Origin of the sequence: Providencia sp. PROV197 (assembly GCF_028479625.1) — a bacterium.
Taxonomy (GTDB): Bacteria; Pseudomonadota; Gammaproteobacteria; order Enterobacterales; family Enterobacteriaceae; genus Providencia; species Providencia vermicola.
Map to the genome: position 1 here is coordinate 97,062 of NZ_JAMPNZ010000015.1, position 24,341 is coordinate 121,402.

Annotated in this window: 20 protein-coding genes; 8 read left to right on the forward strand and 12 right to left on the reverse strand. The window is 40.4% G+C overall.

All coding sequences use genetic code 11. The features are described from left to right. Positions 1-7: 7 nt before the first annotated feature. Entirely contained in the window at positions 8-709 is a 702-nt protein-coding gene (gene torR / locus PR808_RS08050) for a two-component system response regulator TorR (protein ID WP_272539068.1), read from the forward strand. Here torR and torT read toward each other — a convergent pair. Beyond that, on the reverse strand, positions 682-1,713 hold the full coding sequence (gene torT / locus PR808_RS08055; protein WP_206083029.1) for a TMAO reductase system periplasmic protein TorT: 1,032 nt from the start codon (positions 1,711-1,713) through the stop codon (positions 682-684). The two genes, torR and torT, sit on opposite strands and share 28 nt — an antisense overlap. Positions 1,714-1,797: 84 nt before the next feature. Here torT and torS point away from each other — a divergent pair, with 84 nt between their 5' ends. Further along, a complete protein-coding gene (gene torS / locus PR808_RS08060; RefSeq protein ID WP_206082807.1) occupies positions 1,798-4,560 on the forward strand; it encodes a TMAO reductase system sensor histidine kinase/response regulator TorS in 2,763 nt (920 codons plus the stop codon). A gap of 58 nt (positions 4,561-4,618) precedes the next feature. Here torS and cfa read toward each other — a convergent pair whose 3' ends face one another. From cfa to dbpA, 6 genes are all read right to left on the reverse strand, one after another. Further along, the gene (cfa, locus tag PR808_RS08065; protein WP_272539069.1) at positions 4,619-5,782 is read right to left on the reverse strand and encodes a cyclopropane fatty acyl phospholipid synthase; all 1,164 of its coding nucleotides are present in this window, start codon (positions 5,780-5,782) and stop codon (positions 4,619-4,621) included. A gap of 445 nt (positions 5,783-6,227) precedes the next feature. Beyond that, on the reverse strand, positions 6,228-7,520 hold the full coding sequence (locus PR808_RS08070) for a cytosine deaminase (RefSeq protein ID WP_272539070.1): 1,293 nt from the start codon (positions 7,518-7,520) through the stop codon (positions 6,228-6,230). Then, entirely contained in the window at positions 7,513-8,760 is a 1,248-nt protein-coding gene (codB, locus tag PR808_RS08075; RefSeq protein WP_272539071.1) for a cytosine permease, read from the reverse strand. Before codB ends, PR808_RS08070 begins: the two co-directional genes overlap by 8 nt. A gap of 134 nt (positions 8,761-8,894) precedes the next feature. After that, positions 8,895-9,608, reverse strand: coding sequence for a substrate-binding domain-containing protein (locus PR808_RS08080; RefSeq protein WP_272539072.1), 714 nt, complete (start codon positions 9,606-9,608; stop codon positions 8,895-8,897). Further along, positions 9,608-10,651, reverse strand: a complete 1,044-nt coding sequence (locus PR808_RS08085) for an ABC transporter substrate-binding protein (protein WP_272539073.1) — start codon at positions 10,649-10,651, stop codon at positions 9,608-9,610. The genes PR808_RS08080 and PR808_RS08085 overlap by 1 nt, the downstream gene beginning before the upstream one ends. A gap of 165 nt (positions 10,652-10,816) precedes the next feature. Continuing rightward, on the reverse strand, positions 10,817-12,190 hold the full coding sequence (gene dbpA, locus PR808_RS08090; protein WP_272539074.1) for an ATP-dependent RNA helicase DbpA: 1,374 nt from the start codon (positions 12,188-12,190) through the stop codon (positions 10,817-10,819). 144 nt (positions 12,191-12,334) lie between these two features. On the opposite strand from dbpA, the gene PR808_RS08095 reads away from it, so the two are divergent. Continuing rightward, entirely contained in the window at positions 12,335-12,826 is a 492-nt protein-coding gene (locus PR808_RS08095) for a DUF7000 family protein (protein ID WP_206082800.1), read from the forward strand. A gap of 66 nt (positions 12,827-12,892) precedes the next feature. Here the strand turns inward: PR808_RS08095 and PR808_RS08100 are convergent, their stop codons facing one another. Together PR808_RS08100 and PR808_RS08105 are read right to left on the reverse strand one after the other, a co-directional pair. Further along, the gene (locus PR808_RS08100) at positions 12,893-14,332 is read right to left on the reverse strand and encodes a YfcC family protein (RefSeq protein ID WP_206082799.1); all 1,440 of its coding nucleotides are present in this window, start codon (positions 14,330-14,332) and stop codon (positions 12,893-12,895) included. A 24-nt stretch (positions 14,333-14,356) separates the two neighbouring features. Then, positions 14,357-15,487 carry a M20 family metallopeptidase gene (locus PR808_RS08105; RefSeq protein ID WP_272539075.1) on the reverse strand — a complete coding sequence of 377 codons (1,131 nt, stop codon included), beginning with the start codon at positions 15,485-15,487 and terminating at the stop codon, positions 14,357-14,359. Positions 15,488-16,826: 1,339 nt separating this feature from the next. On the opposite strand from PR808_RS08105, the gene PR808_RS08110 reads away from it, so the two are divergent. From PR808_RS08110 to PR808_RS08130, 5 genes are read left to right on the forward strand one after another with little or no spacing between them, the layout of a single operon-like run. Continuing rightward, a complete protein-coding gene (locus PR808_RS08110) occupies positions 16,827-17,972 on the forward strand; it encodes a trans-sulfuration enzyme family protein (RefSeq protein WP_272539076.1) in 1,146 nt (381 codons plus the stop codon). Between the two features lie 36 nt (positions 17,973-18,008). Further along, a complete protein-coding gene (locus PR808_RS08115) occupies positions 18,009-19,433 on the forward strand; it encodes a Na+/H+ antiporter NhaC family protein (protein ID WP_206082796.1) in 1,425 nt (474 codons plus the stop codon). A 16-nt stretch (positions 19,434-19,449) separates the two neighbouring features. Further along, positions 19,450-20,445, forward strand: coding sequence for a D-cysteine desulfhydrase (locus PR808_RS08120; RefSeq protein ID WP_272539077.1), 996 nt, complete (start codon positions 19,450-19,452; stop codon positions 20,443-20,445). A 26-nt stretch (positions 20,446-20,471) separates the two neighbouring features. Further along, positions 20,472-21,611 carry a trans-sulfuration enzyme family protein gene (locus tag PR808_RS08125; RefSeq protein ID WP_206082794.1) on the forward strand — a complete coding sequence of 380 codons (1,140 nt, stop codon included), beginning with the start codon at positions 20,472-20,474 and terminating at the stop codon, positions 21,609-21,611. 49 nt (positions 21,612-21,660) lie between these two features. Further along, positions 21,661-22,005, forward strand: a complete 345-nt coding sequence (locus PR808_RS08130; protein ID WP_206082793.1) for a DUF3088 family protein — start codon at positions 21,661-21,663, stop codon at positions 22,003-22,005. Between the two features lie 57 nt (positions 22,006-22,062). On the opposite strand, the gene dmsD is transcribed toward PR808_RS08130, so the two are convergent. From dmsD to PR808_RS08145, 3 genes are all read right to left on the reverse strand, one after another. Then, complete coding sequence (gene dmsD / locus PR808_RS08135; RefSeq protein ID WP_206082792.1) at positions 22,063-22,680, reverse strand: Tat proofreading chaperone DmsD; 618 nt, start codon at positions 22,678-22,680, stop codon at positions 22,063-22,065. Between the two features lie 183 nt (positions 22,681-22,863). Continuing rightward, entirely contained in the window at positions 22,864-23,721 is an 858-nt protein-coding gene (locus PR808_RS08140) for a DmsC/YnfH family molybdoenzyme membrane anchor subunit (RefSeq protein ID WP_206082791.1), read from the reverse strand. Position 23,722: 1 nt separating this feature from the next. Then, a complete protein-coding gene (locus PR808_RS08145) occupies positions 23,723-24,340 on the reverse strand; it encodes a DMSO/selenate family reductase complex B subunit (RefSeq protein ID WP_272539078.1) in 618 nt (205 codons plus the stop codon). Position 24,341 lies beyond the last annotated feature (1 nt).

Consider the following 24,341-nt stretch of genomic DNA (forward strand, 5'->3'; position numbering starts at 1 on the left):
GAAATTGATGGCATCACATCATATTGTGGTTGTTGAAGACGAACCCGTGACTCAGGCACGGTTGCAAGCCTATTTTGAGCAAGAAGGGTATCGTGTTTCGGTCACGGGGAGTGGTGCGGGTCTGCGTGAAATTATGGAGCTTCAGCCTGTCGACCTGATTTTATTAGATATTAATTTACCTGATGAGAACGGATTGATGCTCACAAGGGCACTGCGAGAGCGATTTACGGTAGGGATTATTTTAGTGACAGGGCGCTGCGACCAAATTGACCGTATTGTTGGTTTAGAGATGGGAGCGGATGACTATGTGACGAAGCCGCTGGAATTGCGGGAGTTAGTCGTGCGTGTGAAAAATCTTTTATGGCGCATTGACTTAGCAAACCAAGCGCACTCGCAACCTATTTCCCAAGAAAATTGCTACCAATTTGCAGGTTATTGCCTCAATGTGTCTATGCACACGTTAGAGTTTAACCAAGAAACCATAAAATTAACGCGTGCTGAATATGAAATGTTAGTGGCTTTTGTGACGAATCCAAGGGAAATTCTAAGTCGTGAGCGGTTATTACGTATGTTATCAGCACGCCGCGTTGATAACCCAGATTTGCGTACTGTCGATGTGCTAATCCGCCGTTTGCGTCATAAATTAAAGGCGGATTTATTGGTTACTCAGCATGGTGAAGGTTATTTTTTAGCGGCTGATGTATATTGATAAACAGGGCGAAATCCCCCAGGAGAAAGTGAACAACGTAAGTGCTCACTATCGGCATTTTTCTGGGTTAATACTAAAATGGGTGGGCTAATATTATCTGGTACGGCATGGCCTTCGAGCACATTAATTGCTTGTTCAATGACGAGTTCCCCTTGCCAAACCATTTGGTCGCTGGCTGCCATGATAATTCGGCCGCGTTTTAAGCCACGATAGACTTGGTGGGACAAGTAAAAAGAAACAATATTGAGTGGTTTTGCAAGGTTTCGTTTTTCACCCATCGCAGCCTCTGCGGCAATGGCCGTACCGACCACCACATCGGCATCAGGGTGACGCTCTAGCATTTCATGTAACAAATTACGTTGAATTTCAAGGTCGTTATCACCATGGGCAATATCAAGAATAGTTACATTGCTTTTAGCTATAGCTTGTTGGAAACCGTCTTCCATTTCTTGACTGCCACCTGCATCACGAGGGCCTGGCATCAGTAATACTTTTAATGGGTTGCCTTTGCTCCATTGAACAAGGTAACGACCAGGTTGATAGCCCATTTGGAACCAAGGTACACCCACGCGAGTTTTAATGATGTTATTGTGAGTGGCATTTATCACTTCAATAACAGGTAAATGACCTACTTGTTGGCTTAAGTTAGGAAATGATGTGGTGCTACTGCCTAGCAACAACGCGTCGGCTCCCCATTGTTGGCATTGGGAAATTTGTTTTTGCTGAGTCGCTAGCTGATTATAACCGCCCGCTTCCAAAACTTTTAAATCGACACCGTAAGTCTGGGCTGCTTTTTGCATACCATAATTGATGGATAACCAATAAGAATCTTTTAAACTTGGGTAAAGGGCACATAACTTCCAAACTTTGTCGGTTTGGGGCGTTTGGTGTTTTTGATGACTGAAAGACAAATTATCTTGCCAACGCAATAGCGACTCGTTTTTATCCGCAGCATAACCGAGTGCCGCGTAAAACGTGACGAACAGTAAAATAAATGCGCGCATGATAGCCTCACTGGTCATAAACCTTTATCCTAAATGCTTTTGTAATATGAACTCAACCTTTATTAACCGCTAGGTACGTAAACTGTGAATTTATCACTAACTCGACGATTGTGGATGGGCTTTGCCTTAATGGCCGCATTGACGTTCATCAGTACCCTAGTGGGCTGGTATAACCTCCGTTTTGTTAGTCAGGTTGAGCAAGATAACACCCAAGCCCTAATTCCAACCATGAATATGGCGCGCCAATTAAGTGAAGCCAGCGCATGGGAGCTTTTTTCAGCACAAAATTTGACTAATGCAGATAATGAAAACAGCTGGCTTGCCCAAGGCCGAATGCTAACAGCACAAAGCTTAAAAATTACGAACTTATTGAAAACCCTTCGTGAACAAGGGTTTGATACATCAGCAATTGAACAGCAAGAAAAAGAGATCGCCAAGTCGTTAAGCCAACAGGGGGAGCTTGTTGGCCAACGGCTGACGTTGCGTAATACACAGAGACAACTACGCCAACGAATTATTTCAGCGGCAGGGGAAATTGCGCAGTTAGCTCATGGGCAGGCAAATAATGCCACAACCTCTGCAGGAGCAACGCAAGTTAGTTTATATGATTTAATTGAAGAAAAACGAACTTCATCAGCGCAGGCGGCACTTGATCGCTTAATTGATATTGACCTTGAATATGTCAGTCAAATGAATGAATTACGGCTCAGTGCGATGCGTGTTCAACAGATGGTGTTAAATTTAAGTACATTGCCATTAACCCCAAATACAGTGGAGTTAGATAACCAACTCAACCAAGCAGTGAAAATCCTCCAACGTCGGCAAAAATACATTGAAGATCCTGCAGTTCGTCACCAAGTAGGAAATGCATTAGACATCGTTAGCCGTTATGTGGAGTTGATTTCGCTATATCGCCAAGAAAACGATATCACCACGCGTTTACAGATTTTATCGCAAAATAATATTGACCAATTTGCACGCTTTAGCAGTGAAGTTACCCAACTGGTTGATACGATTGAACAACGTAATCAAACAGCACTTGTCGAACTCAAGCAAGCCAGTGAACGGGGGCAAAACTGGTTGTTGTTACTCAGTGTTGTGTCACTTTTTTCATTTATTTTGATTTTATGGCGTGTGGTTTATCGGCTAGTGACTAAACCACTCGCGCAGCAAACACAAGCTCTCCAGCGGTTACTTGAGGGGGATATTGATTCCGCATTTCCTGAAACAGCGGGGGTGAAAGAATTAGACACCATCGGTCGTTTGATGGATGCGTTTCGCTCAAGTGTTCATGCGCTGAATAGTCAGCGTGAACAGCTCGCCGATCAAGTCAAAGCACGGACTGCGGAATTACGGGTATTGGTGGTAGAGCACCGAAAAGCACGCGCCGAAGCGGAAAAGGCCAACCACGCAAAATCTGCCTTTTTGGCTGCCATGAGTCATGAAATTCGCACACCGCTATATGGTATTTTAGGCACAGCGCAGTTGTTATTAGAAAAGCCACCGCTTAAGCAATATCGTGAAGATTTGCACGCCATCACAGATTCAGGTGAGTCTTTACTGGCTATTTTAAATGATATTTTAGATTACTCCGCCATTGAAGCAGGCGGGCAGAATGTTTCTATCAGCGATGAACCTTTTCTACCAAAACCGCTACTAGAAAGCACATTATATTTAATGAATGCGAGCAATAAAAACCGCGCTATCACAATGGTGGCAGATATTGCGGATGACTTGCCTGTGGCACTACAGGGCGACCCATTACGTATTAGACAGATTATTACTAATTTGTTGAGCAATGCACTGCGCTTTACACAGGCAGGGCAAATTACCTTACGCAGTTGTCGTTTTGGTAAATACTGGTTTATTGAGGTAGAAGATACTGGGTGTGGCATTGAAGGCTCGCGCCTAGCTGATATTTTCAAACCGTTTGTGCAAGTGGATAGCCAACGAGGCGGAACAGGTCTTGGGTTGACCATCAGTGCAAGCTTGGCTGAGGCCATGGGGGGAGAGCTTACTGTGAATAGTGAGTTGGGTGTTGGAAGCTGTTTTCGTTTAACATTACCCCTTTGCCCTGCGTTAAAGCCCATTGATAATTCTTCTGATTTACCTGTTAACATGCATGGTGTGAGTTTATTGCTGATTGAAGATAACCCGTTGACACAAAAAATTAGCAGTGAAATGCTAATTTCAAGTGGGGCGAAAGTGACAGTCGCGGGGTCAGCGGCAGAAGCGCTGGCAATACTCTCGCAACAACCTTCCTTTACTGCTGCACTAGTCGATTTTGGCTTGCCAGATATTGATGGGATTACATTAGCGAAGCAGTTATCAGAGCAATATCCGTTGCTTCTCCTGATTGGTTTTAGTGCCCATGTGATTGATGAAACGTTGCGACAACGTACTCATAAAATTTTCCGTGGGATCATTCAAAAGCCTGTTCCGAGGGATACACTAAATCAATTAATTACTAAATATATTTCGGGTGGGGAATGTATTTCAATTCCATCTATTATTCCTGAGAATATACAGTCAGTTAATTTAGTGCAATTGGAAAATGATGCACAATTAATGGGTTACCCAAAAATCAAGGACTGGGTAGCTATTTTTAAACAGCATTCTTTCCCCTTATTGGCTGATATTGAGGCTGCTTATCAACATAATGATACTGAACGTATAAAAAAGTTGGCTCATCAATTAAAAAGCAGCTGCGCCAGTTTAGGCCTACAAATGGCGATGGCGACGTGTGTTCTTTTAGAAAAAGAACCTTTACAATCCACTGAATTAAGAAAAGAAATAGAAGATGGGTTACAAGTGATTGAGAAATGGTTGGAAAACCAATCGACTTGATTCAAGTTTCAAATGTTGTGAAAAAGGCGATTTAATCGCCTTTTTACGGCATCATTGTTTACCTTGCAACTCTTAAGCCACCTTCGACCCCTTGCGGGCTCCATAAAATTTGCCATAACTGGATATCACGGGCTCGAAAAGCGCCAGCACAGGCATTCAAGTAATAAGAAAACATCCGTTTAAAGCGCGGTGTATAATTATGCTCTAGCTCAGGCCAAGCTGATTGGAAACGTGAATACCACGCCATAAGCGTTTTATCATAGTCAGCACCAAAGTTATGCCAATCTTCCATCACTAATTTGTTTTCGCTACTTTCGCCAATATTTTGCAGTGAAGGCAGACAACCATTTGGAAATATATATTTATTGATCCATGCGTCAACATTTACCTTATTTCGATTGGAACCAATCGTGTGCAATAAAAATAGCCCATCTGGTTTTAAATTTCGTTTCACCACATCAAAATACGTTGCATAATTTTTGGGGCCGACATGTTCAAACATGCCAACGGAAACAATGCGGTCAAATTGGGCATTAAGATTACGATAATCTTCTAACATAATTTGCACATCAAGTTCAGCACATCGCGCTTGTGCATATTTCTGTTGCTCAGCCGAAATCGTTACACCCGTTACCGACACTGAAAAATGCTTTGCAGCAAAAGCCGCAAGGCCTCCCCAACCACAACCGATATCAAGTAAACGCATTCCTGGTTTTAATTGCAGTTTTTCGCAAATCAGTTTTAATTTTTGTTCTTGTGCTATCGGCAAGTTCTCGGGGGTATTATCTAAACCTTTCCAATAACCACAGGAATATTGCATATAAGGGTCAAGCACCCGTGAGAATAGGTCGTTCCCAAGGTCGTAATGCTCTTCACCTACAATGCGTGCGCGTTTTGGTGTTTGTAAATTACGGATGCGTGCAATCGCAATTTTCAGTATATCGCTGAAATTATGTGGTAGTTTTTTATCGAGACCATGGCGGAGTACATGGTGGAAAAAAATATCTAAACGTTCGCAATCCCACCAACCCGCCATATAACTTTCACCAAGTGCAATGGAACCTTGTTGTAAGACATGTTTATAAAATTGGTCATTATGGACACGAATATCGAAAGGTTGGGAGCCATTAATTTCAATGCCAGCTTCGCTTAATAACTCACTAACAATGCGCTTCCAAGAGTCGACAGAGGTTTTTTGATTAACAGCATGTTCAGTACTCATCTGATCTCCAATTTTTAGCAAAGTGGGATTCAGAGAGCTTTATTTGTGACGTATTCGCGGTACAGCAAAACAGGAATATTGACCACCACTGTATGGCAGACAGTGTATTAGCGTTATTGTTGCTATAAATAAAGCTCAAATCCAGTTTCAGATAACTCTCTAAAAAATATAAAACCTTCAGTGTGAATTTCAATCAAAATTACAACTAAATAACATAAAAGGCACTTATCACCAAAAAACAAGGTGAATTAAGGGGATATTGCCCTTATACCATTATATTTTAGTATGACTTAAGTGAGTGACAAAATGATGAACACTATTTTTATAAGTAAGTTTAAATAGTTACAGATGTGTAGATGGCTATTCTTGTTTGCAGATAATCTTAGTGGGTAAAATAGCGCTCAATAAATTATTGAGCGCTATTAATCAGTTTAATCAACAATGATTAAACGAGTGGTGAATATCCGTAACGAACGGTTTCAGTTTCTTCGAGGTGAATTTGGGTTACCGCAGGTTGGGTATTGGCAATGATTTGTCCATCACGAATAGAGTAACGCACTGGCACTTGACGGCGCACCGCATCGAAACCATTTTCAGCAGGCAAAATTAACAGACTTGCGCGTTTACCTTCACTGACACCGTAGTCTTGTAAGTTCAAGGTACGTGCGCTGTATTCACTAATCAGTTTCAATCCATCATTGATTTGCTGATAACCCATTAATTGGCAAACATGTAACCCCATATGCAGGACTTGCAACATATTGGCTGTGCCAAGTGGATACCACGGGTCAAAAACGTCATCATGCCCAAAGCACACATTAATATCCGCAGCCAGCATCTCTTTTACTCGCGTGATCCCACGGCGTTTTGGGTAGGTATCAAATCGGCCTTGTAAGTGAATGTTCACTAACGGATTGGCAACAAAGTTGATTTTCGACATTTTTAACAAGCGGAACAAACGGGATGTATAAGCACCGTTATAGGAGTGCATCGCTGTAGTGTGGCTCGCAGTCACACGGGAGCCCATGCCTTTCGCGTGTGCTAACGCGGCAACAGTTTCCACAAAGCGCGATTGCTCGTCATCAATTTCATCACAGTGAACATCAATCAAACGGTCATACTTTTCAGCTAAAGCAAAGGTTTTATGGAGTGATTCCACACCGTATTCACGGGTAAATTCAAAGTGAGGAATTGCACCAACGACATCAGCACCAAGGCGTAGAGCTTCTTCAAGGAGTTCTTCACCATTTGGGTAAGACATAATGCCCTCTTGTGGAAAGGCGACAATTTGCAAATCGATCCATGGCGCCACTTCTTGCTTCACTTCAAGCATCGCTTTCAGTGCCGTTAACGTAGGATCAGACACATCAACATGAGTACGAACATGTTGAATTCCATTCGCAATTTGCCATTTCAAGGTCTGCCATGCGCGGTTTTTCACATCATCGTGTGTGAGCATCGCTTTGCGTTCTGCCCAACGTTCAATCCCTTCGAATAAGGTACCAGACTGGTTCCAGCTAGGTTGTCCCGCCGTTTGGGTTGTATCTAAATGAATGTGCGGCTCAACAAAAGGAGCCGAAACTAACCCACCTTCACCATTTAAGCTTTCTGGCAAGATCTCGCTATCCACTTGCGGGGTAATTGCAGTGATTTTTTGGTTATCGATATCGATGCGCCATAAGCCATTACGCTCAGGTAAGCGGACATTATGGATATGTTTAATAGTTTGATTATGCACGAGTTAGCTCCGAATCCGTGGCACGGCGGCGGTTTAATAAAGGATTAAGTACAGCGTAACACAAAGCGCCCCCAAGGACGGCATTAACAGGCACAATTCCAGGTAACCAATGCCCCGCAATGACACCCGCTGCAACAGCGATTAATGCACTGACATTCACATCACGCATTTTACTGCGATCGAATGTTTCATAACGATGGCGATACATCAAGTAGTCAGCAATGATTATCCCACCTATCGGTGGAATGGCGGCAGATAAGAATGTTAGCCAGCCGACAAAATTGTTATACAGCCATAATGCACACAAAGTACCAACTAACCCATTCACAATGGATAAGGCTTTACTGGATAACCCAGTAATGTTGGCGAAGCCTAAACCTGAAGCGTAAAGGGCATTGTCATTGGTTGTCCAAATGTTTAAACCCAAAACGATAATTGCGGGTAATAACAAACCTTGGGCAATCATGACATCTGAGATATCAGCCATTCCGAGTGACGCGGCCCCAGCTGCACCAAAGATAAACATTAATGAGTTACCAAGGAAGAAAGCCACGAGTGCGACTAAAACGGCGACTTTCGGTTTGCGACCAAAGCGAACAAAATCTGCGGTTAAGGTGCCTGCGCTGACGAATGAGCCGACCACCATGGCAAGTGCCAAATTAAAATCAATCGGTTTTGCAGGGACAACGGCTTGTAGTGCGCTCATTCCCCCCATATCGGTGATCGCGAGGTAGACAGAGTAACTCCCTAATATAGCAATCGCGGGAACGGCGACGATAGAAAGGACGGTTAATGCGGAAATACCGAAAAATACGGTGATGGTCATTAAAATGCCTGAAATACCAATCAACCAGTTAATGTCCCAGCCTGTGGCTTTACCAACAGGGATAGCAAACATCGCAACACCCACACCAAACCAGCCGACTTGCGTGCCGCCAAGTAAGAATGAAGGGAGCCATGAGCCTTTAATACCGAAGGAGTAACGCGCGAGGAGGTGAGTTGTTAAGCCAGTTTTTGAACCGATAAAACCAAGAAATGCGGTGTAGATACCAAGAAGAAGATTACCAATAAGAACTGCGAGGAAGAAATCATGAAAATTAAGACCGGTACCGAGAGCGCCTCCGGTCCACATACTGGCTGAAAAGAACGTTAAACCTAGCATCACAAAGGTTAATGCTAGTCCGCCTTTTCGCGCGGATATGGGCACGGGCCCATGGCTATAATTTTTATCTTCAGGCACGATTGTCTCCAGTTATTTTTCTCAGGCCAAAAAAATCCGACGCATTTTATAGCCATCAAAATAAAAAGCAAACGTTTTCGTATATTGTTCAATATTTTTAATTTATTGATTTGAAATGTGTGCTCTTAGGTGATTTATTGCAGAGAGGTAAATCCATATTCAGTAAAAAGTTGTTGTGATTCAATCTGTAATAGGTAATTTGCGAAAATTTCTGATTTTTTTGTTATCAATGCCATGGTGTAAATCGCTTGGATATTATCGTGATTTGGAATTGGGAGCGTGGTGAGGTTTGGCAGTTTTGCAATTTTTTGTTGATAGTGATGATAGCCAATAAATAAGTCTGCCTGATGAGATTCTATTAACCATTGGGAAGCTAATTGACCAGAAGGGATCACGGGAGAGTTTTTCCCACCGACTAAGTGGCGAGTACGAGCTTGAATCTCATTAGCAAGGTGAGGATGATTCAGGCGAATTTTATCGTAGAGTTGGATAACATAATCCCCACAAGGGTCATCGTGGGGCGTAGATGTGCCAATGATAATATCTGGTGCACTAAGCAATTGCAGCCAGTTTGGGTACTTTTGGGCAAGCAGTTTCGTTGTGGTGATTCCTAGGCGGTTAGTAATAAAGGGCAAAGTGGCATACGCGATATTTTGTTGCATTAATACTAGGGGATGTGCTTTATCCGCAGAAAGAAACAGATCACAATATGTACCTGCCTCAATTTTTCGCCGTAATAGACCTGCGGGGCCAAACTCACAGGTGATTGCATGCTCATCCGCTTGCGGAAAATGCGTTAAAATGGCAGTCAATGCGCCACGTAGACTGCCCGCTGCCATAATATGCATTAATGGTTGCCTTGATATTGAGTACGATAGAATTTTTGATACCAATTATTCACTTTTGCATCCACATCAACATCAGCAAATTTTTGGGGGTAGAGCTTGCTCGCCATCCATAATTCACCTAACGCCATAGCTTCAGGCATTGGATAACCCCATGCTTTCGCATATTCAGGCATTAAAAAGACGCGTTTATTTTTAACAGCATCAATAACTTGCCAGCGCGGGTCATTGTTGATTTCATCCACTACGCTTGGGTATCGGTCTTGAATGAAAATGACTTCAGGGTTCCAGCTAATCACTTGTTCTAAGGAAACTTGTTTGTATCCTTTGATGGTTGATGCGGCAACGTTCATCGCCCCTGCATGTTGCATCATTAAACCCGTGTATTTTCCAGAGCCATAAGTGGTGAGCTCAGGGTTCGCCATGTAGGCTCGAATACGTTGATTTTCAGGAATATTTTTTAAGTGTTGAGCTACAACGTCGCGGCTATCAAAAGTTTCTTTAATCAGTGCTTTTGCGTTGTCGGGTTTATTGACGATATCCCCAATCAGCGCAATGCCTTCTTTTAAGCCTTCGTTGTATGCCTGTTCTTCGTTGATAAGTTCAGGATTGACATTGTTTTTTGCTTTGCCACTATTTTCTTTTTGCAATGAAATTGCCACAACAGGAATGCCCACTTGGGATATTTTATCGATCATTTCTTGCGGGGCATAGTTTGTTACAAATACCACTTGAGGTTTTAATTGCACTAAACTTTCAAGGTTAACACTTTTGAGGTCACCGACATTGGGAACTTTGACCAATTCAGGAGCAAGTCTTTCATAATTTTGCCCAAGTTGTTCACGCCAATTCCCCATGACGCCAACGATTTTATCGGTGGCATCCAACTGAACCAGTAAATTTAATGTTTGGTGTTGGAGAACGGCGACACGTTCAATCTGGTCGTCAATGACAACTTTTCGACCTAATTGATCGGTAAATTCTCGCTCAGCTAAGCTGGCGAATGAGCAAGATAAAGCCAAAAGGCCAATAAGATATTTTTTCATTGTTATATAACCTAGTATTTCGATGTAAATTGATTTATATAACGATTAATTTCAAGGGTCAACTATCATTTGGTGAATTAATGGGTTTAAACTTGATGTTAAATAAGAAATAAAAAGAAAAATTTAGCGCCTAATAAGCTTAGACGCTAAATCACAACAGAAAGGCTATTTTAAGAGTCGCGCTTTAACGGATTTACCTTTGATTTTACCTTGTTGCAGGTGTTTCCACGCTTGCTGAGCCACGGAGCGCTTTACTGCCACATAGGCGTGGGTTGGGTGAATGGCAATTTTACCAATGTCTGCGCCGTCAAGGCCGACCTCTCCAGTGAGAGCCCCTAAAATGTCACCAGGGCGCATTTTAGCTTTTTTGCCGCCATCAAGGCATAACGTCACCATTGTGGCTTCAAGTGGTGTAATGCGAAGACCTGCGGGTTCGGGTTGCCAGTTTAGCTTCATATTCAGCATTTCTTCGAGGGCATTTGCGCGTTGTGCTTCTTCAGGGGCGCATAGGCTAATGGCTAAACCGCTTTCACCTGCACGAGCAGTACGGCCGATACGGTGCACATGAACTTCAGGATCCCACGATAATTCATAGTTAATCACCATTTCAAGGGCTTTAATATCGAGTCCGCGGGAAGCGACATCGGTCGCAACCAACACGCGGCTGCTCCCATTTGCAAAGCGCACCAAGGTTTGGTCACGGTCACGTTGTTCTAAGTCGCCATGTAGCACTAACACGCTTTGCTTGCTGTCATTTAGTGCATCATACACCGCTTGGCAATCTTTTTTGGTGTTACAAAAAACGACGCAAGAAGCGGGTTGTTCACGGCTTAATAATTTTTGTAATAATTCGATTTTACCGTGGCGTGAGACTTCATAAAATTGCTGCTCAACCGCAGGTAATTCATCAACACTATTGATTTCAATTGTTTGTGGCTCGTGCTGAATTTGTTGGCTAATGCGTGCTATTTCATCTGGCCAAGTAGCGGAAAACAGTAAAGTTTGTCGGCTTATTGGTGCGTAGTTAATTACGGTTTCAATGTCAGGCATAAAGCCCATATCTAGCATTCTGTCCGCTTCATCCAGCACTAACGTTTGCAATTCATCAAGTTGAACGGTTTCGCGGTTTAGGTGATCAAGTAAGCGGCCTGGCGTCGCGACAATTATATGGGCTGCATGAGCAAGGGAATCGCGCTGCACGCTAAAAGGTACACCGCCACACAAGGTGAGAATTTTAATGTTTGGAATTGCACGGGCTAAGCGGCGTAATTCGTTGGCGACTTGTTCTGCGAGTTCGCGAGTAGGGCACAAAACCAATGATTGGGTTTTAAATAATTTGGCATCAATACGTTGCAATAACCCCAAACCGAATGCAGCAGTTTTACCGCTGCCTGTTTTGGCTTGCGCACGAACATCTTTCCCCGACAGGATAGCAGGAAGGGCGGCCGCTTGGATCGGGGTCATACTGAGGTAACCTAACTCTTGTAGGTTAGACAGTTGTTCCGCGCTCAGCGCGTTAAGATCAGCAAATGAAGTCACAATAAAATCTCAAATAATAAAAAGGAGCTAATGGCGCCAATGATACTATCCCTGCATGATGCTGTCTGTTTTTAATTCCAAATTAAGGTAGGAAAGGTGGGGTTCAGGTAAGATTTTAGATAAACCAGACTGGAGGATAATTAAATGGACAATTTGCAGCAGCGGCTCAATCATTATCAACGACAAATTCAAGAAAGTGAACTCAACGTTGTCTATGAGTATTTAATTAAAACCATGATGCAAGCAAAGCAATATCTTGCAAATCAATCTGAACGTGGTTTTGAATATGGAAATATCTCCCCAGGTTACCTAGATTACTCATATTTTCCTATTGTAAATACATTTTTGAAACAGCGAAAACTGCGCTTTGGTATTGTGCTTAATCACCGTAAATTGTGTTTAGAATTATGGTTGATGGGGCAAAATGCATCAATACAAAAGGTATATTGGCAAAAATTAAAATCCAGTCCATGGAATACACATTTGACTGAAATGCCGCAATACAGTGTGTTAGCGACTATGCTAATTTCTCATCCTGATTTCACGCAAAAAAGTGCACTATTTGTTGGAATAGAAAAACAGCTGTTCCCACTGATGAATGACGTGATGTGTTTTATTGAAAAAATAGAAAGGTAAGTCATAAAAAGCTTCCTTTCTTATAAAGGAAGCTTTGAGCCAGTGTTCTCTATTGTTAACTAGGGATTAAATCGGCCCTAAATTGGTCAGGACGGCATAAACCAGAGCCACAATAGAAATGGCAATCCATGTGAAGACTAATGGCCAAATAAATTTCACCCACGTGGTATATGGGATTTTCGCTGTAGCCAGCACGGCCATTAAGATCCCCGATGTTGGGTTAATGCAGTTCACCACACCTTCACCTAACAGAACCGTTTGTACGGTAGTTTGGCGGGTAATTTCGAGTAGGTCGCCCATCGGAGTAAAGATTGGCACTAATACAGCGGCCTCACCTGAGCCAGAAGAAATAAAGAAGTGCATAATCGCTGCAGTTGCAAACATAGAGAGTGCAGAAAGGGTTTTTGGCAAACCATCCATCATCGAAATAATCGCATTGACGATGGTGTCCAAAATCATGCCATCAGATAATACAATCGCAATAGCACGTGCCATACCAACGATAAATGCACCGCCAACCATACCCGCACAGCCTTTTAAGAAGCCTGTTGCAATGCTATTTGGTGACATACGGTTGAGTACACCAACACCGACCCCTAAGATGATAAACATCGCCATCATCTCTTTTTCACCCCAGCCCCATTCGACAGCACCAAAAATAAAGCCGACTAAGCAGAATGCGCTATATGACAAAGTGATGATATGTAGCGCCGAAATTTTTGAGGTTTGGTGATCAGCGTCATCGACAGCAATCTCTGGGCGAACCATACCTTGCTTACGGCATTTTTTAGTATAGAAAGTTAAAAATAAGATACCCGCGATGACGAAAGCGATATAAATCACCATTCGAAAACCAAGGCCAGATAGCAGGGGAACGTCTGCTAAGCCTTGTGATAAGCCAACCGTCATCGGTGCCATGATTGAGGCATTAAAACCAGCATAGGCAGCAACATAGACCAATGCGGCACCAAATTTATCGTCCATCCCAACAGATTTTGCGACTAGCAGGCCGATAGGAACAAATGCAATGATTGAGTTAACGACAATGCCAGTAGTGCCTAAAATAGAAAACACCACAAAGAAAATTGTGATTAACAGAAAATCATTGAGCTTCTTACTGCGCGAAATATTATTCAGTACCTTTTTTATGGCACCAGTTTCTTCAAGAAGATGTAACGCACCACCTGTAAAAATAATTAAAAAGATAATTGGTGCAGCTTTTACTAAGCCATCGGCAATAGACGTGAAGATTTGCCCCGGTAAAATACCGTGTTGCTCAGGTAAACGCTCATAGCTACCAGGTATGGTGTAAGAGCTAGATACTTTAGTTTCAATGCCATCTTTGACCATGGTGATGACTTTAGTCTCTGATGCATATTGCCCCGCAGGAACGATCCAAGTAGCAATACCTGCGATGACTAAAATGAAGAACAATAAAACGTAAGGGTTCAAACCTTCCGAACGTTTTTTCGCTGGTGGTGGTGTATTTGTTGACGTTGTTGCCATATTATTATCCTGTTGGATTATTATTTATTGTGTAATACGTTGTAATACATTGAAAAATAACTGTGCTCGCTCAGTTAATGATGGAATTTCTAAATATTCTTTATCACTGTGTTGGTAGCCGCCGATTGGGCCTAAGCCATCAACAGTAGCAGTGCCGACACCTGCTGTGAATGAAGCATCTGAGCCGCCGCCTGTTGAAACGTCGACTAACTCGATATCTAATTTCGTCGCTTCTTGCTTGATGATGTCGATAAGTACTGTACTTTCATCCGTTTTAGCCATTGGCGGGCGATTGATTCCCCCAGTTAGCGTCAGTTTAATGCCATCTAATATCGGTTTGCTGCACACTTCTCTGACTTTTTTATCAATTTCTACGCCTTGTTCTTCAGAAGAAATTCGTACATCGATTTCTGCTCTCGCATTGGGTGCCACTGTATTGACTGAGGTTCCACCTGAAATGAGACCAACGTTAACGGATAAGCCTTGGTCATGGGCAGAGAGTGCATGTAAGCTTTGGATTTTGTGGGATAGCTCTTGAATAGCGCTGATACCAGCTTCAGGGGCAATACCCGAGTGAGAAGCCTTCCCTTCAATGCTCAGTACATAAGTGCCGACGCCACGGCGTGCACTAACAATGGCGCCATTGGCACGTGCAGGTTCCATAACTAAGGCATAACGCTTGCCTAATGCACATTTTTCAATCACACCGCGGGATGAAATAGAGCCAATTTCTTCGTCGCAGTTAAGTAAAATTTCGATATTTTTATAGCGAGAGTCTTGGTTGTCGTACAGTTGCTTCATGACTTGATACACCATGACATGACTGCCTTTCATATCGATCACACCTGGACCATAGGCTCTATCACCTTTGATACTAAATGGACGTTCTGCGACAGTGCCTTTTGGGAAAACGGTATCTAAGTGCAGTAAAATTAAGATATCGGCCTTTACCGATGGGTAATAAATACGGTAGTTATTGCCTAATGATTCATTTTCAATGACTTCAACTTCAAATCCCATTGCTTGGTATTTTTCGCACCACACGGCAGCATGGTTATCGACGCCAGCCTTGTCATAAGAACCAGATTCGATATTCACGACCTGTTCCAGTAGTTTTAACATGGCGGGCTCGTGCACTAAAAAATGATTAGTCATAATGGATTCCTAATATTGTGTTTGTCGTTAATGAGACTGTTTTTATTGTGTTCTGCATGTGGTATTACATCGAAAAATAAAGATAAGAATAAGTGCAATGTAAGAAATTTCATTTTTCTTTAAATTAAATAAATATATGCACCACTTGATAAAGTACTCAGTTTTAATTATTTTATTAAAATTTTTCAATAATTATTGTAAGCATTTTTTATCGTCTCTGTTATGTTTCTATGACACGGATTAACTAAATCGAATTTGATGATTCGATATATAACTTCACTATTATGTGAAAGGTTAATATGCAGGATACCGATAGCGGTCGGTACTTTTTGACTCTATCATACTAAATAATTTGGATACAAGTTTTGTTTTATTTTAATTTAACGCATTGAAATTGAATGAAAAATACAAAATAATCAAATAAATCTAATCATTCGCTATAAATAATTAAGGAGCTTTATATTTTGGATTTTTGTTTTACAGTAATGGTTTTTTTGTTTGATTTTATTCAATTTGCTTATATAAAGTATAATTTAGAGTGTAAATAAACCAATATTAAAATTTATATTTTTATTTGAATTTAATAAACATAATAAACTTTATGGTCTTTAGGATTTGAATCGAACAACTATTGAACACTTTGTTTTGTGGATAGCTTTTGATTTTAAATAAGTATAATTATGTGATTTTTGTTCGTAGGTTAAATTGAGATTAATAATTAGTATTACTTTGTTTAAATAATGTGCTAAATGCTGACTTGGTTAATTGGCGATATTATTAGAAACATAAAATGAAGCTACGTTTTTAGCTACCTTACAGAGGTTTGATAGGGTAATTGTTGTTCTTCACTTTGTGGTTGGTAATAAATGAGCTGATATAGCTGAGCAATCTGTAAGAGAGAATAGTTAGGATGGCAAAAGAGAATAAGTTTCTACAATAGCGCCATTAAAGAGTAAGTCGGTAGAGATGGTAAGTGAAATTTCGGATAGGACTATGATGCTAATCATGGTTTTCACTAGGCCTGATTACATTGGTTAGTAATATAATTAACTTTTAATATACAATTATTCTTTAATTTTAATAGGTTAATGAATTTTATCTACAGGTGAAGTAGGTATTGATAAACTAAATAGTGATATTGTGACGGCTCGCTCATTTCATGTTTATTGATTAACTTGTTGTATTTTAAGATTATTAATTTAAATTTAGAAAATTTTTCTCTAAATTTGTATAAAGTCATCGATTTTTAGAAAAATTTTTCTATTTCCCTATGGCATATTCCTTTCAGCAACAAATATAAATAAACACTTTTTTCTCTTTCTATGATTGGGTTTTAATAATGACTAAGAATATTGCTACTGTTTTAATTCATGGTGGAAAACAGCAAGATACTGTCAATCATGCGATTTTCCCTGCAATCACAACCGCGAGTACTTTTGTCCAACAAAGCTTAACTGAACATGGAGAATATTGTTATTCCCGTTGCAGTAACCCAACTCGTTATGCCTATGAAACACTGTTAGCGGAAATTGAAGGTGGAATCTACGCAACAGCGACTGCTTCAGGTGTTGCGGCTTCAAGTTTAGTGCTAAATTTACTACCAAAAGACTCTCATATTATTGCAATGAAGGGCGTTTATGGTGGAACTTTCCGCTTATTTGAGCGTGTTGCAACCGTAAACTGTGGTCACAAAATAGATTATGTTGATTTAAATAATCTGGATGAGGTCAAAGCTAACATAAAAGACAATACCCGCTTAATTTGGATTGAAAGTCCAACTAATCCGTTATTAGAGTTAGTGGATATTAAAGCGGTTTGTTCGTTGGCAAAAATGCATGATATTTTGACTTGCGTGGATAATACATTTGCAACAGCATGGAACCAAAAACCATTAGAATTAGGTGCCGATTTAGTGATGTTATCAGCCAGTAAATATATCGGTGGTTATTCTGATTTAATTGGTGGTGCGGTAATTACACAACGTGAAGATATTGCCAGTCGACTTGATTTTTTAAAAACCACCCTCGGTGCAATTGCTTCTCCCTTTGATGCTTACCTTGCATTACGCGGCTTAAAAACATTGGCATTACGCATGTCAGCACAATGCAGTAATGCGCAGAAAGTCGCAGAATATCTAGCAACACACCCGAAAATTGAGCACGTTTATTACCCAGGTTTACCATCACACCCACAACATCAGCTATGTAAAACACAAATGCGAAGTGGGGGAGCAGTTGTGACGATTAAATTAAAAGGTGATATTGAGGATACAAAAACATTTTTATCTAAGGTGACTTATTTTGTATTGGCGGAGTCTCTTGGTGGTGTGGAAAGTATGGTAAACCATTCAGCGACCATGTCCCATGGTTCAATGACTAAAGAAGAAAGAGAAAGTATTCATGTTTACGATACGACATTGCGTTTATCAGTAGGTATTGAAGATATTAACGACTTATTAAATGATTTAGAAAAAGCATTATCTTAATTAAAATCACAATAAAATATAATAAGAGAGCACCCCATGAATGATTATGGAATTTGGACCATTGTCACTCCACTGGTCACGATACTTTTAGCCATTTTTACACGCCAAGTTATTTTATCTTTATTATTGGGAATATTAGTCGGGTTTACCGTTATTAATGATCATAATATATTATTAGGTGTTAACGGAACACTCGATGGAATTATTAATACTTTTGCCTCACCTGGAAATACAAAAACAATTCTATTTATGGTCATGATAGGCGGTATTATGCGCCTTGTTGTGGTTACAGGTGGTGTTAGGTCACTTGTTAGATTATTGACTAATAAAACCAAGTTGATTAAAAATAGAAAAGCAGTTCAATTAATGGCAATGATTATTACGTCATTAATTTTTATTGAAAGTTCAATTAACCAGTTAATTGCAGGTGCGTCAACAAAAACACTCGCGAAGAATTATGGTGTTTCGCCAGAAAAAATGTCTTATATCGTGCAAACATCCTGTGTGTCGGTGTGCTCGTCAGCGATGATAAACGGTTGGGGGGCGGCAATGATGGGGGTGATTGGCGTACAGATATCAAAAGGTTTTATTACGGGTGAACCTTTTGAAATTTTAGCCAGCTCGATGGTATTTAATATCATGGCATGGTTTTCTTTAGCTTCGGTTTTATTTTATATCTTCTCCAATTTTTCTTGGGGGCCGATGAAAAAAGCAGAATTGCGAGCTCATGAAGAATCGTTAACCATCTTATCCGCGGAAAATACTGAGCAAGATGATGAAGATATTATTGAACATCCTAATTGCCATACATCTTTAAATTTCTTTATCCCAATTTTATCAACGGTATTAATGGTCCCAGTGGCTTTATATATCACTGGTAATGGTGACTTTAGTAAAGGCAGCGGCTCAACATCTGTTTATTGGGGGGTCATGTTTGGAACGCTAGTTTCTTTTGTCTGGTTCTTAGCGCGTCGCGTATTAAATATTGAGAGTTTCTTTAAAGAACTATATATCGGTTACGCTAGCATGGTGAAAATCAGCTCAGTCATGATATTAGCATTCTTAATGGGGACAGTTTCCTCAGATTTAAATACTGGGGCTTATATTGCTGAAGTGACTTCTGGTGTTATTTCCCCTGCATTCTCAATCGGTTTTATTTTCTTAATTAGTGCTGTAATGTCATTGGCAACAGGCACATCGTGGGGAACGTTTGCCATTATGATCCCTATCGGTGTGCAATTAGGTATTTCAGTGGGAATGCCAGTGGAATATATGATTGGTGCAGCTATCGCAGGGTCTATTTACGGCGATATGACATCCCCAATTTCCAGTGATGCGATTGTGGCTTCCATGGCAACAGATTGTGACCATATTGAACATATCCGAACACAAATGCCTTATGCTACTGTGACAGCTGCATTTGCTCTGATGGTCTACCTCTATTTAGGCTTCACATATTAATCTGGATAATATTCAAATGAATATACAAGAAAGGCTTTCAGCAATAGCGAAAATTAATTTATTGTATACCGCAACGCCATTGGTGAAATTGAATAATATATCTGAATACCTTGGTCGAGAAATTTATATTAAACGTGATGATATGACCCCCCTTGCGATGGGGGGCAATAAACTGCGTAAGTTAGAGTTTATTATTGCGGATGCACTACAGAAAAAAGCTAAAGTATTAGTCACTGCAGGCGCTATACAATCTAACCATGTTCGCCAAACAGCCGCTATTGCAGCAATGTATGGTTTAGAGTGTGTGGCTTTATTGGAAAACCCGCTGCAAAGTGGAAATTCCCTATTTTTAAATAATGGCAATAAGCTGCTGACAGATTTATTTAATACTCGCTGTTATTTTTGTGAAGAATTAAGTGACCCTAATGAACAAATGAAAGCATTAATTGAGTCATTAGGGTTAGAAAATGCGTATGTTGTACCTGTCGGTGGTTCGAATGCTCTAGGTTCACTGGGGTATGTCAGTTGTGCTTTGGAGATTGCACAACAAAAGCCAAAAGATATTGATTTTGCTGCGGTGATTGTTGCTTCAGGTAGTGCGGGAACCCATGCTGGTTTAGCTATAGGGTTACAGGTCGTTTTACCTCAAACTCCTGTTATTGGCGTAACAGTCTCGCGTACGGTTGAACAACAACAGCCAAAAGTTGAAAAGCTGCAAAATGAAATAAGTGAATTATTAAACCTTGCTGATTTTCCGAATGTACAATTATGGGATCAATACTTTTCACCTGCATATGGTGCACCGAATAGCAAGGGGCAACAAGCAATTGAATTATTAGCACAAAAAGAAGGGATTTTACTCGACCCTGTTTATACTGGCAAAGCCATGGCAGGGTTAATTGATAATGTATTAAAAGAAACTATTGAAGGCAGTCAGCCGCTTTTATTTATTCATACTGGCGGTTCACCTGCCTTATTTGCTTATCCTGAAATCAATGTGGCAAGTATTTAAAACTATATTAAAGATGTGATGTACCTATGAAGATTAATACTAAAGTTATACACGGTTATCCAATGACGGATAAGTACACGGGAAGTTCATCTATTCCGTTATATCAATCGTCAACTTACTCGCAAAGTAATATTGAAGAAAATTACGCGTATATTTATTCGCGTTTTTCAAACCCAACCCGTGATGCACTAAGCGAAGCTATTTGCTCAATTGAAAACGCACAATTTGCTGAGGTTTTTTCATCGGGCATGGCTGCTATTAGTGCAGTTTTATTAGGGTTTAGCCAGGGAGATCACATTGTTGCCTGTAAAAGTATTTATGGTGGCACTTTTCAGTTAATGACTGAGTTTTTACCTCGTTACGGTATTTCAGTGACATTTGTTGATGCGACAGATCCTAAAAACTATGCAGATGCAATACAAGAAAATACTAAGGCATTTTACATTGAAACGCCATCGAATCCGACACTGCAAGTAACAGACTTAAATGCGGTCATTGGTTTGGCAAAAAAGAATAATTTAATCACTGTGTGTGATAACACATTTATGACGCCGTTATTGTCGGATGTGATTTCGTTAGGTATTGATTTCTCGATTAATAGTGCCACTAAATTTATTAATGGGCACAGCGACGTTATTTTAGGAACCGTTGCAACAAATAATGCCGAATATGCCAAATGGTTACACAAATCAGCGGTTGCTATAGGCAGTATTGCTGCACCATTTGATAGTTGGCTGACCATGCGCGGTTTAAAATCAATGGCAATGCGTGTTGAGCGTTCCAGTGAAAATGCACAGAAGCTTGCAGAATATCTTAACCAGCATTCGAAAGTAAAAAAGGTGTTTTACCCAGGCTTGGTTTCACACCCAAATCACCAGGTTCATATGCAGCAATCAAAAAATGGCGGAATGGTCGTTTCGTTTGATTTAGGCAATGAAAAAAATGTGAAATTATTTTTAGATGCGATTCGTATCCCATTGGTCGCTGTTAGCTTAGGGGGAATTGAGTCAATTATTTCTTATCCTAAGATTATGTCCCATGCCTGTATTCCTAAAGAGGAACGCATTGCACAGGGAGTAACGGATGGGTTGCTACGTTTTTCAGTTGGCTGTGAAGACATTAGTGACTTATTAGCTGATTTAGATAACGCACTATCAACGTTATAACCAGAAGGCTTATTTTTCATCTTTATTCCTTACAAAAATGGGTATCACAATGAAATGTAAATTGTATCTTTTAGATATGGGTTTTTCAGATAAAAATTATCAAGATGACACTTTTTTTTGCCCAGACTGCACAATGCTAGAGGGAATACTCGCTAAAAACCCGAGGTTATCCAATTTCATTGATGTAAGTTATCTGCCTTTTGAGAAACCACGAGAAGAATTAGTGGATATGTGTGGCGAGGAGAATCAATCTTTACCTGCTTTAATATTACCAGAGGGGATAACGTCTTCTTATCAAACTGGGGTGTATAAAAACACGTCTTATATTTCTGACTTAAGCCAAATCATTGCGTTTTTAGTAGATACTTACCATATACCTAAACAGCATCCATAATAAAAACAAGCACCCTAATATTCTTTAGGGTGCTTGTCATTGAATAAATAATGGAAACTATAGATAAAGCTCTTTATTCACCGGTGTCAATTGAGCTTCTTTCTGCAAGTATTTTAAGGTTTCTGTTGCTAATAACGCAGTAGCTTCATAAAAGTTATTACCGCTTTGTAATTGCATTTTTTCCAAATAACGATATACCCAAGGTAAGAAATGAATTTCCAATAAATCATTTAGCAATTCAGGCTTATTTTGGATAACCCACGCTGTTAATAAGAACAATAAGCCAACATGGTCTTCTGGTTCATTGGCATTCAATTCAATATTAATTTGGTTGTTACGTAGCCAAGCTCTTAACTCAAGGGTAGAAATTCCAAATAAAACATTTTCTTTATCGAGATAAACAGAACCCCAAGGCGGAGCAGGGAGTGCATTAGGGCCAATAAATAATCGCTCATAGGCCTCTTTTAGCGTTTCAGATTGCTTAGTATCACCTTGAAATAACTGATTAATTCGTTGGCAATCATAATGAGCGGTGAGAGGCCACTCGGTTAACCATTCACTGGTGCTAAATAGCTCAATGAGTCTGCTAACTCGAGGGTCTGAAGGGTCATAGGAAAAGAGTGCGCCTAAAGTTTGGGTGCACAGTGACATGTCATCTAATTGTTTTTGTTCCATACTGATTCACTTCGTCTTTTAATTTTACTAAAAATTTTTAACCATTTGAGTTTCAAATGAAATAAAGGGTGGTTTTCGATTGTACTTGTTTATGGAAATATCAACATATTGATTTAACCATCGTAACGAATCATCAGATATTTGTCGACGAGAAGAGGGGGATATCCCCCTCATGAAGAGCACTTAACCTACTACTGCCATACCAACAGTCATATGTAATCCGTAGAAAATACCCCGACCAATAAGTTCACCAAACATTACAAATAAAACAGCAATGAATAAGCTGATAATTGAGGGATTTCTCATCTTAATATGAGGATAAAGCCAAAAAGCTAAACCAAGGAATAAACAGATAGTTCTCCATCCCATTAATGATGCGTAGTCAGGTACTAGTTGACTGGCTTTTTGCACAGAGCTTTGAATTGAACCAAGTTCATATCCTTGAGCCGTGACTAAAATACAGCTAGCTATTATGCCGATAATACTGATGAGCGCAAAAGAACGTACCCGACTAATGTCATAGCTGGCAATACGCAATAAAAAAGCAGCTAATACAGGGCCTGCTATTAAGCTAGTTAAAATAAATTGCAAACTACCATATTGATTAAACCAGGTTGGTACTGTTTCAATTTGATAAACGCGAGAAATTGCATAAATAAAAAATGCAGCAGCAAACATGGTGATCATTAACCAAATTTGACCAAGTGATCGAGGCATTTTTTTGAAAAATGAAATAAGCCAATATAACCCGCCTAAAGCAAAAAAGAGGGAGCCGCTGACAATTTCATTACTTAATGCAGAATGTCCTACACGTATCATCGAATTAAAAGCGCGTAAGGGTGAACCCATATGTAACATGGATAATAAAAAGCCGATACCCATTAATAACCATAATCCGAACATACTCATCACGATTTGGTGATGCTGTTGCGCGGAAGGTTTAAGTTGTAAAACAAGCGCCATTAAAATAAAAGCGCCAGCGACGGTTTGTCCGATAACAGTAAAGAGTATTAATGGATATTCATGTAAGCCAGCACCCATTTTATACCTCCTCCGGATTTGCAAGATAGCCCGTAGTATCACCAACGGGGCGACAATTATTATTAAGGTTTAAAACAATATTCGGTTTGGTGTAATGTGCAGGTGGAAGAGGGGCAATTTCATTAATGTTGCCGTATTTTGCTCGCAATTCATCGATAGGGCCAAAATCCAACGCGCGTAACGGGCAAGATTCAACGCAAATCGGTTTTTTACCTTCAGCAACTCGCTCAAAACAGCCATCACATTTGGTCATGTGACCTTTTTCTGCATCAAATTGAGGTGCACCGTATGGACATGCCATATGGCAATAACGGCAGCCAATACAAACACTTTCATCGACAACAACAAAACCATCTTCAAGTTTATGCATTGCGCCACTTGGGCATACTTTAGCGCAGGCAGGATCATCGCAATGATTACAAGAGATGGACAGATAGTAGGAAAAAACGTTTTGTTGCCAAGCACCATTTTGTTCAGTCCAATCCCCACCGGCATACTCATAAATACGGCGAAAGTGAACATCCGTTGATAAATTTTTGAAGTCTTTACAAGCGAGTTCACAGGTTTTACAGCCCGTACATCGTTGTGTATCAATATAAAAACCATATTGTTGTGACATA

Coding starts and splice junctions, on each gene's coding strand:
- torR (WP_272539068.1), top strand. CDS start 8: ATGGCATCACATCATATTGTGGTTGTTGAAGACGAACCCGTGACTCAG.
- torT (WP_206083029.1), bottom strand. CDS start 1,713: ATGCGCGCATTTATTTTACTGTTCGTCACGTTTTACGCGGCACTCGGT.
- cfa (WP_272539069.1), bottom strand. CDS start 5,782: ATGAGTACTGAACATGCTGTTAATCAAAAAACCTCTGTCGACTCTTGG.
- PR808_RS08080 (WP_272539072.1), bottom strand. CDS start 9,608: ATGCATATTATGGCAGCGGGCAGTCTACGTGGCGCATTGACTGCCATT.
- PR808_RS08085 (WP_272539073.1), bottom strand. CDS start 10,651: ATGAAAAAATATCTTATTGGCCTTTTGGCTTTATCTTGCTCATTCGCC.
- PR808_RS08095 (WP_206082800.1), top strand. CDS start 12,335: ATGGACAATTTGCAGCAGCGGCTCAATCATTATCAACGACAAATTCAA.
- PR808_RS08100 (WP_206082799.1), bottom strand. CDS start 14,332: ATGGCAACAACGTCAACAAATACACCACCACCAGCGAAAAAACGTTCG.
- PR808_RS08105 (WP_272539075.1), bottom strand. CDS start 15,487: ATGACTAATCATTTTTTAGTGCACGAGCCCGCCATGTTAAAACTACTG.
- PR808_RS08110 (WP_272539076.1), top strand. CDS start 16,827: ATGACTAAGAATATTGCTACTGTTTTAATTCATGGTGGAAAACAGCAA.
- PR808_RS08115 (WP_206082796.1), top strand. CDS start 18,009: ATGAATGATTATGGAATTTGGACCATTGTCACTCCACTGGTCACGATA.
- PR808_RS08120 (WP_272539077.1), top strand. CDS start 19,450: ATGAATATACAAGAAAGGCTTTCAGCAATAGCGAAAATTAATTTATTG.
- PR808_RS08125 (WP_206082794.1), top strand. CDS start 20,472: ATGAAGATTAATACTAAAGTTATACACGGTTATCCAATGACGGATAAG.
- PR808_RS08130 (WP_206082793.1), top strand. CDS start 21,661: ATGAAATGTAAATTGTATCTTTTAGATATGGGTTTTTCAGATAAAAAT.
- dmsD (WP_206082792.1), bottom strand. CDS start 22,680: ATGGAACAAAAACAATTAGATGACATGTCACTGTGCACCCAAACTTTA.
- PR808_RS08140 (WP_206082791.1), bottom strand. CDS start 23,721: ATGGGTGCTGGCTTACATGAATATCCATTAATACTCTTTACTGTTATC.
- PR808_RS08145 (WP_272539078.1), bottom strand. CDS start 24,340: ATGTCACAACAATATGGTTTTTATATTGATACACAACGATGTACGGGC.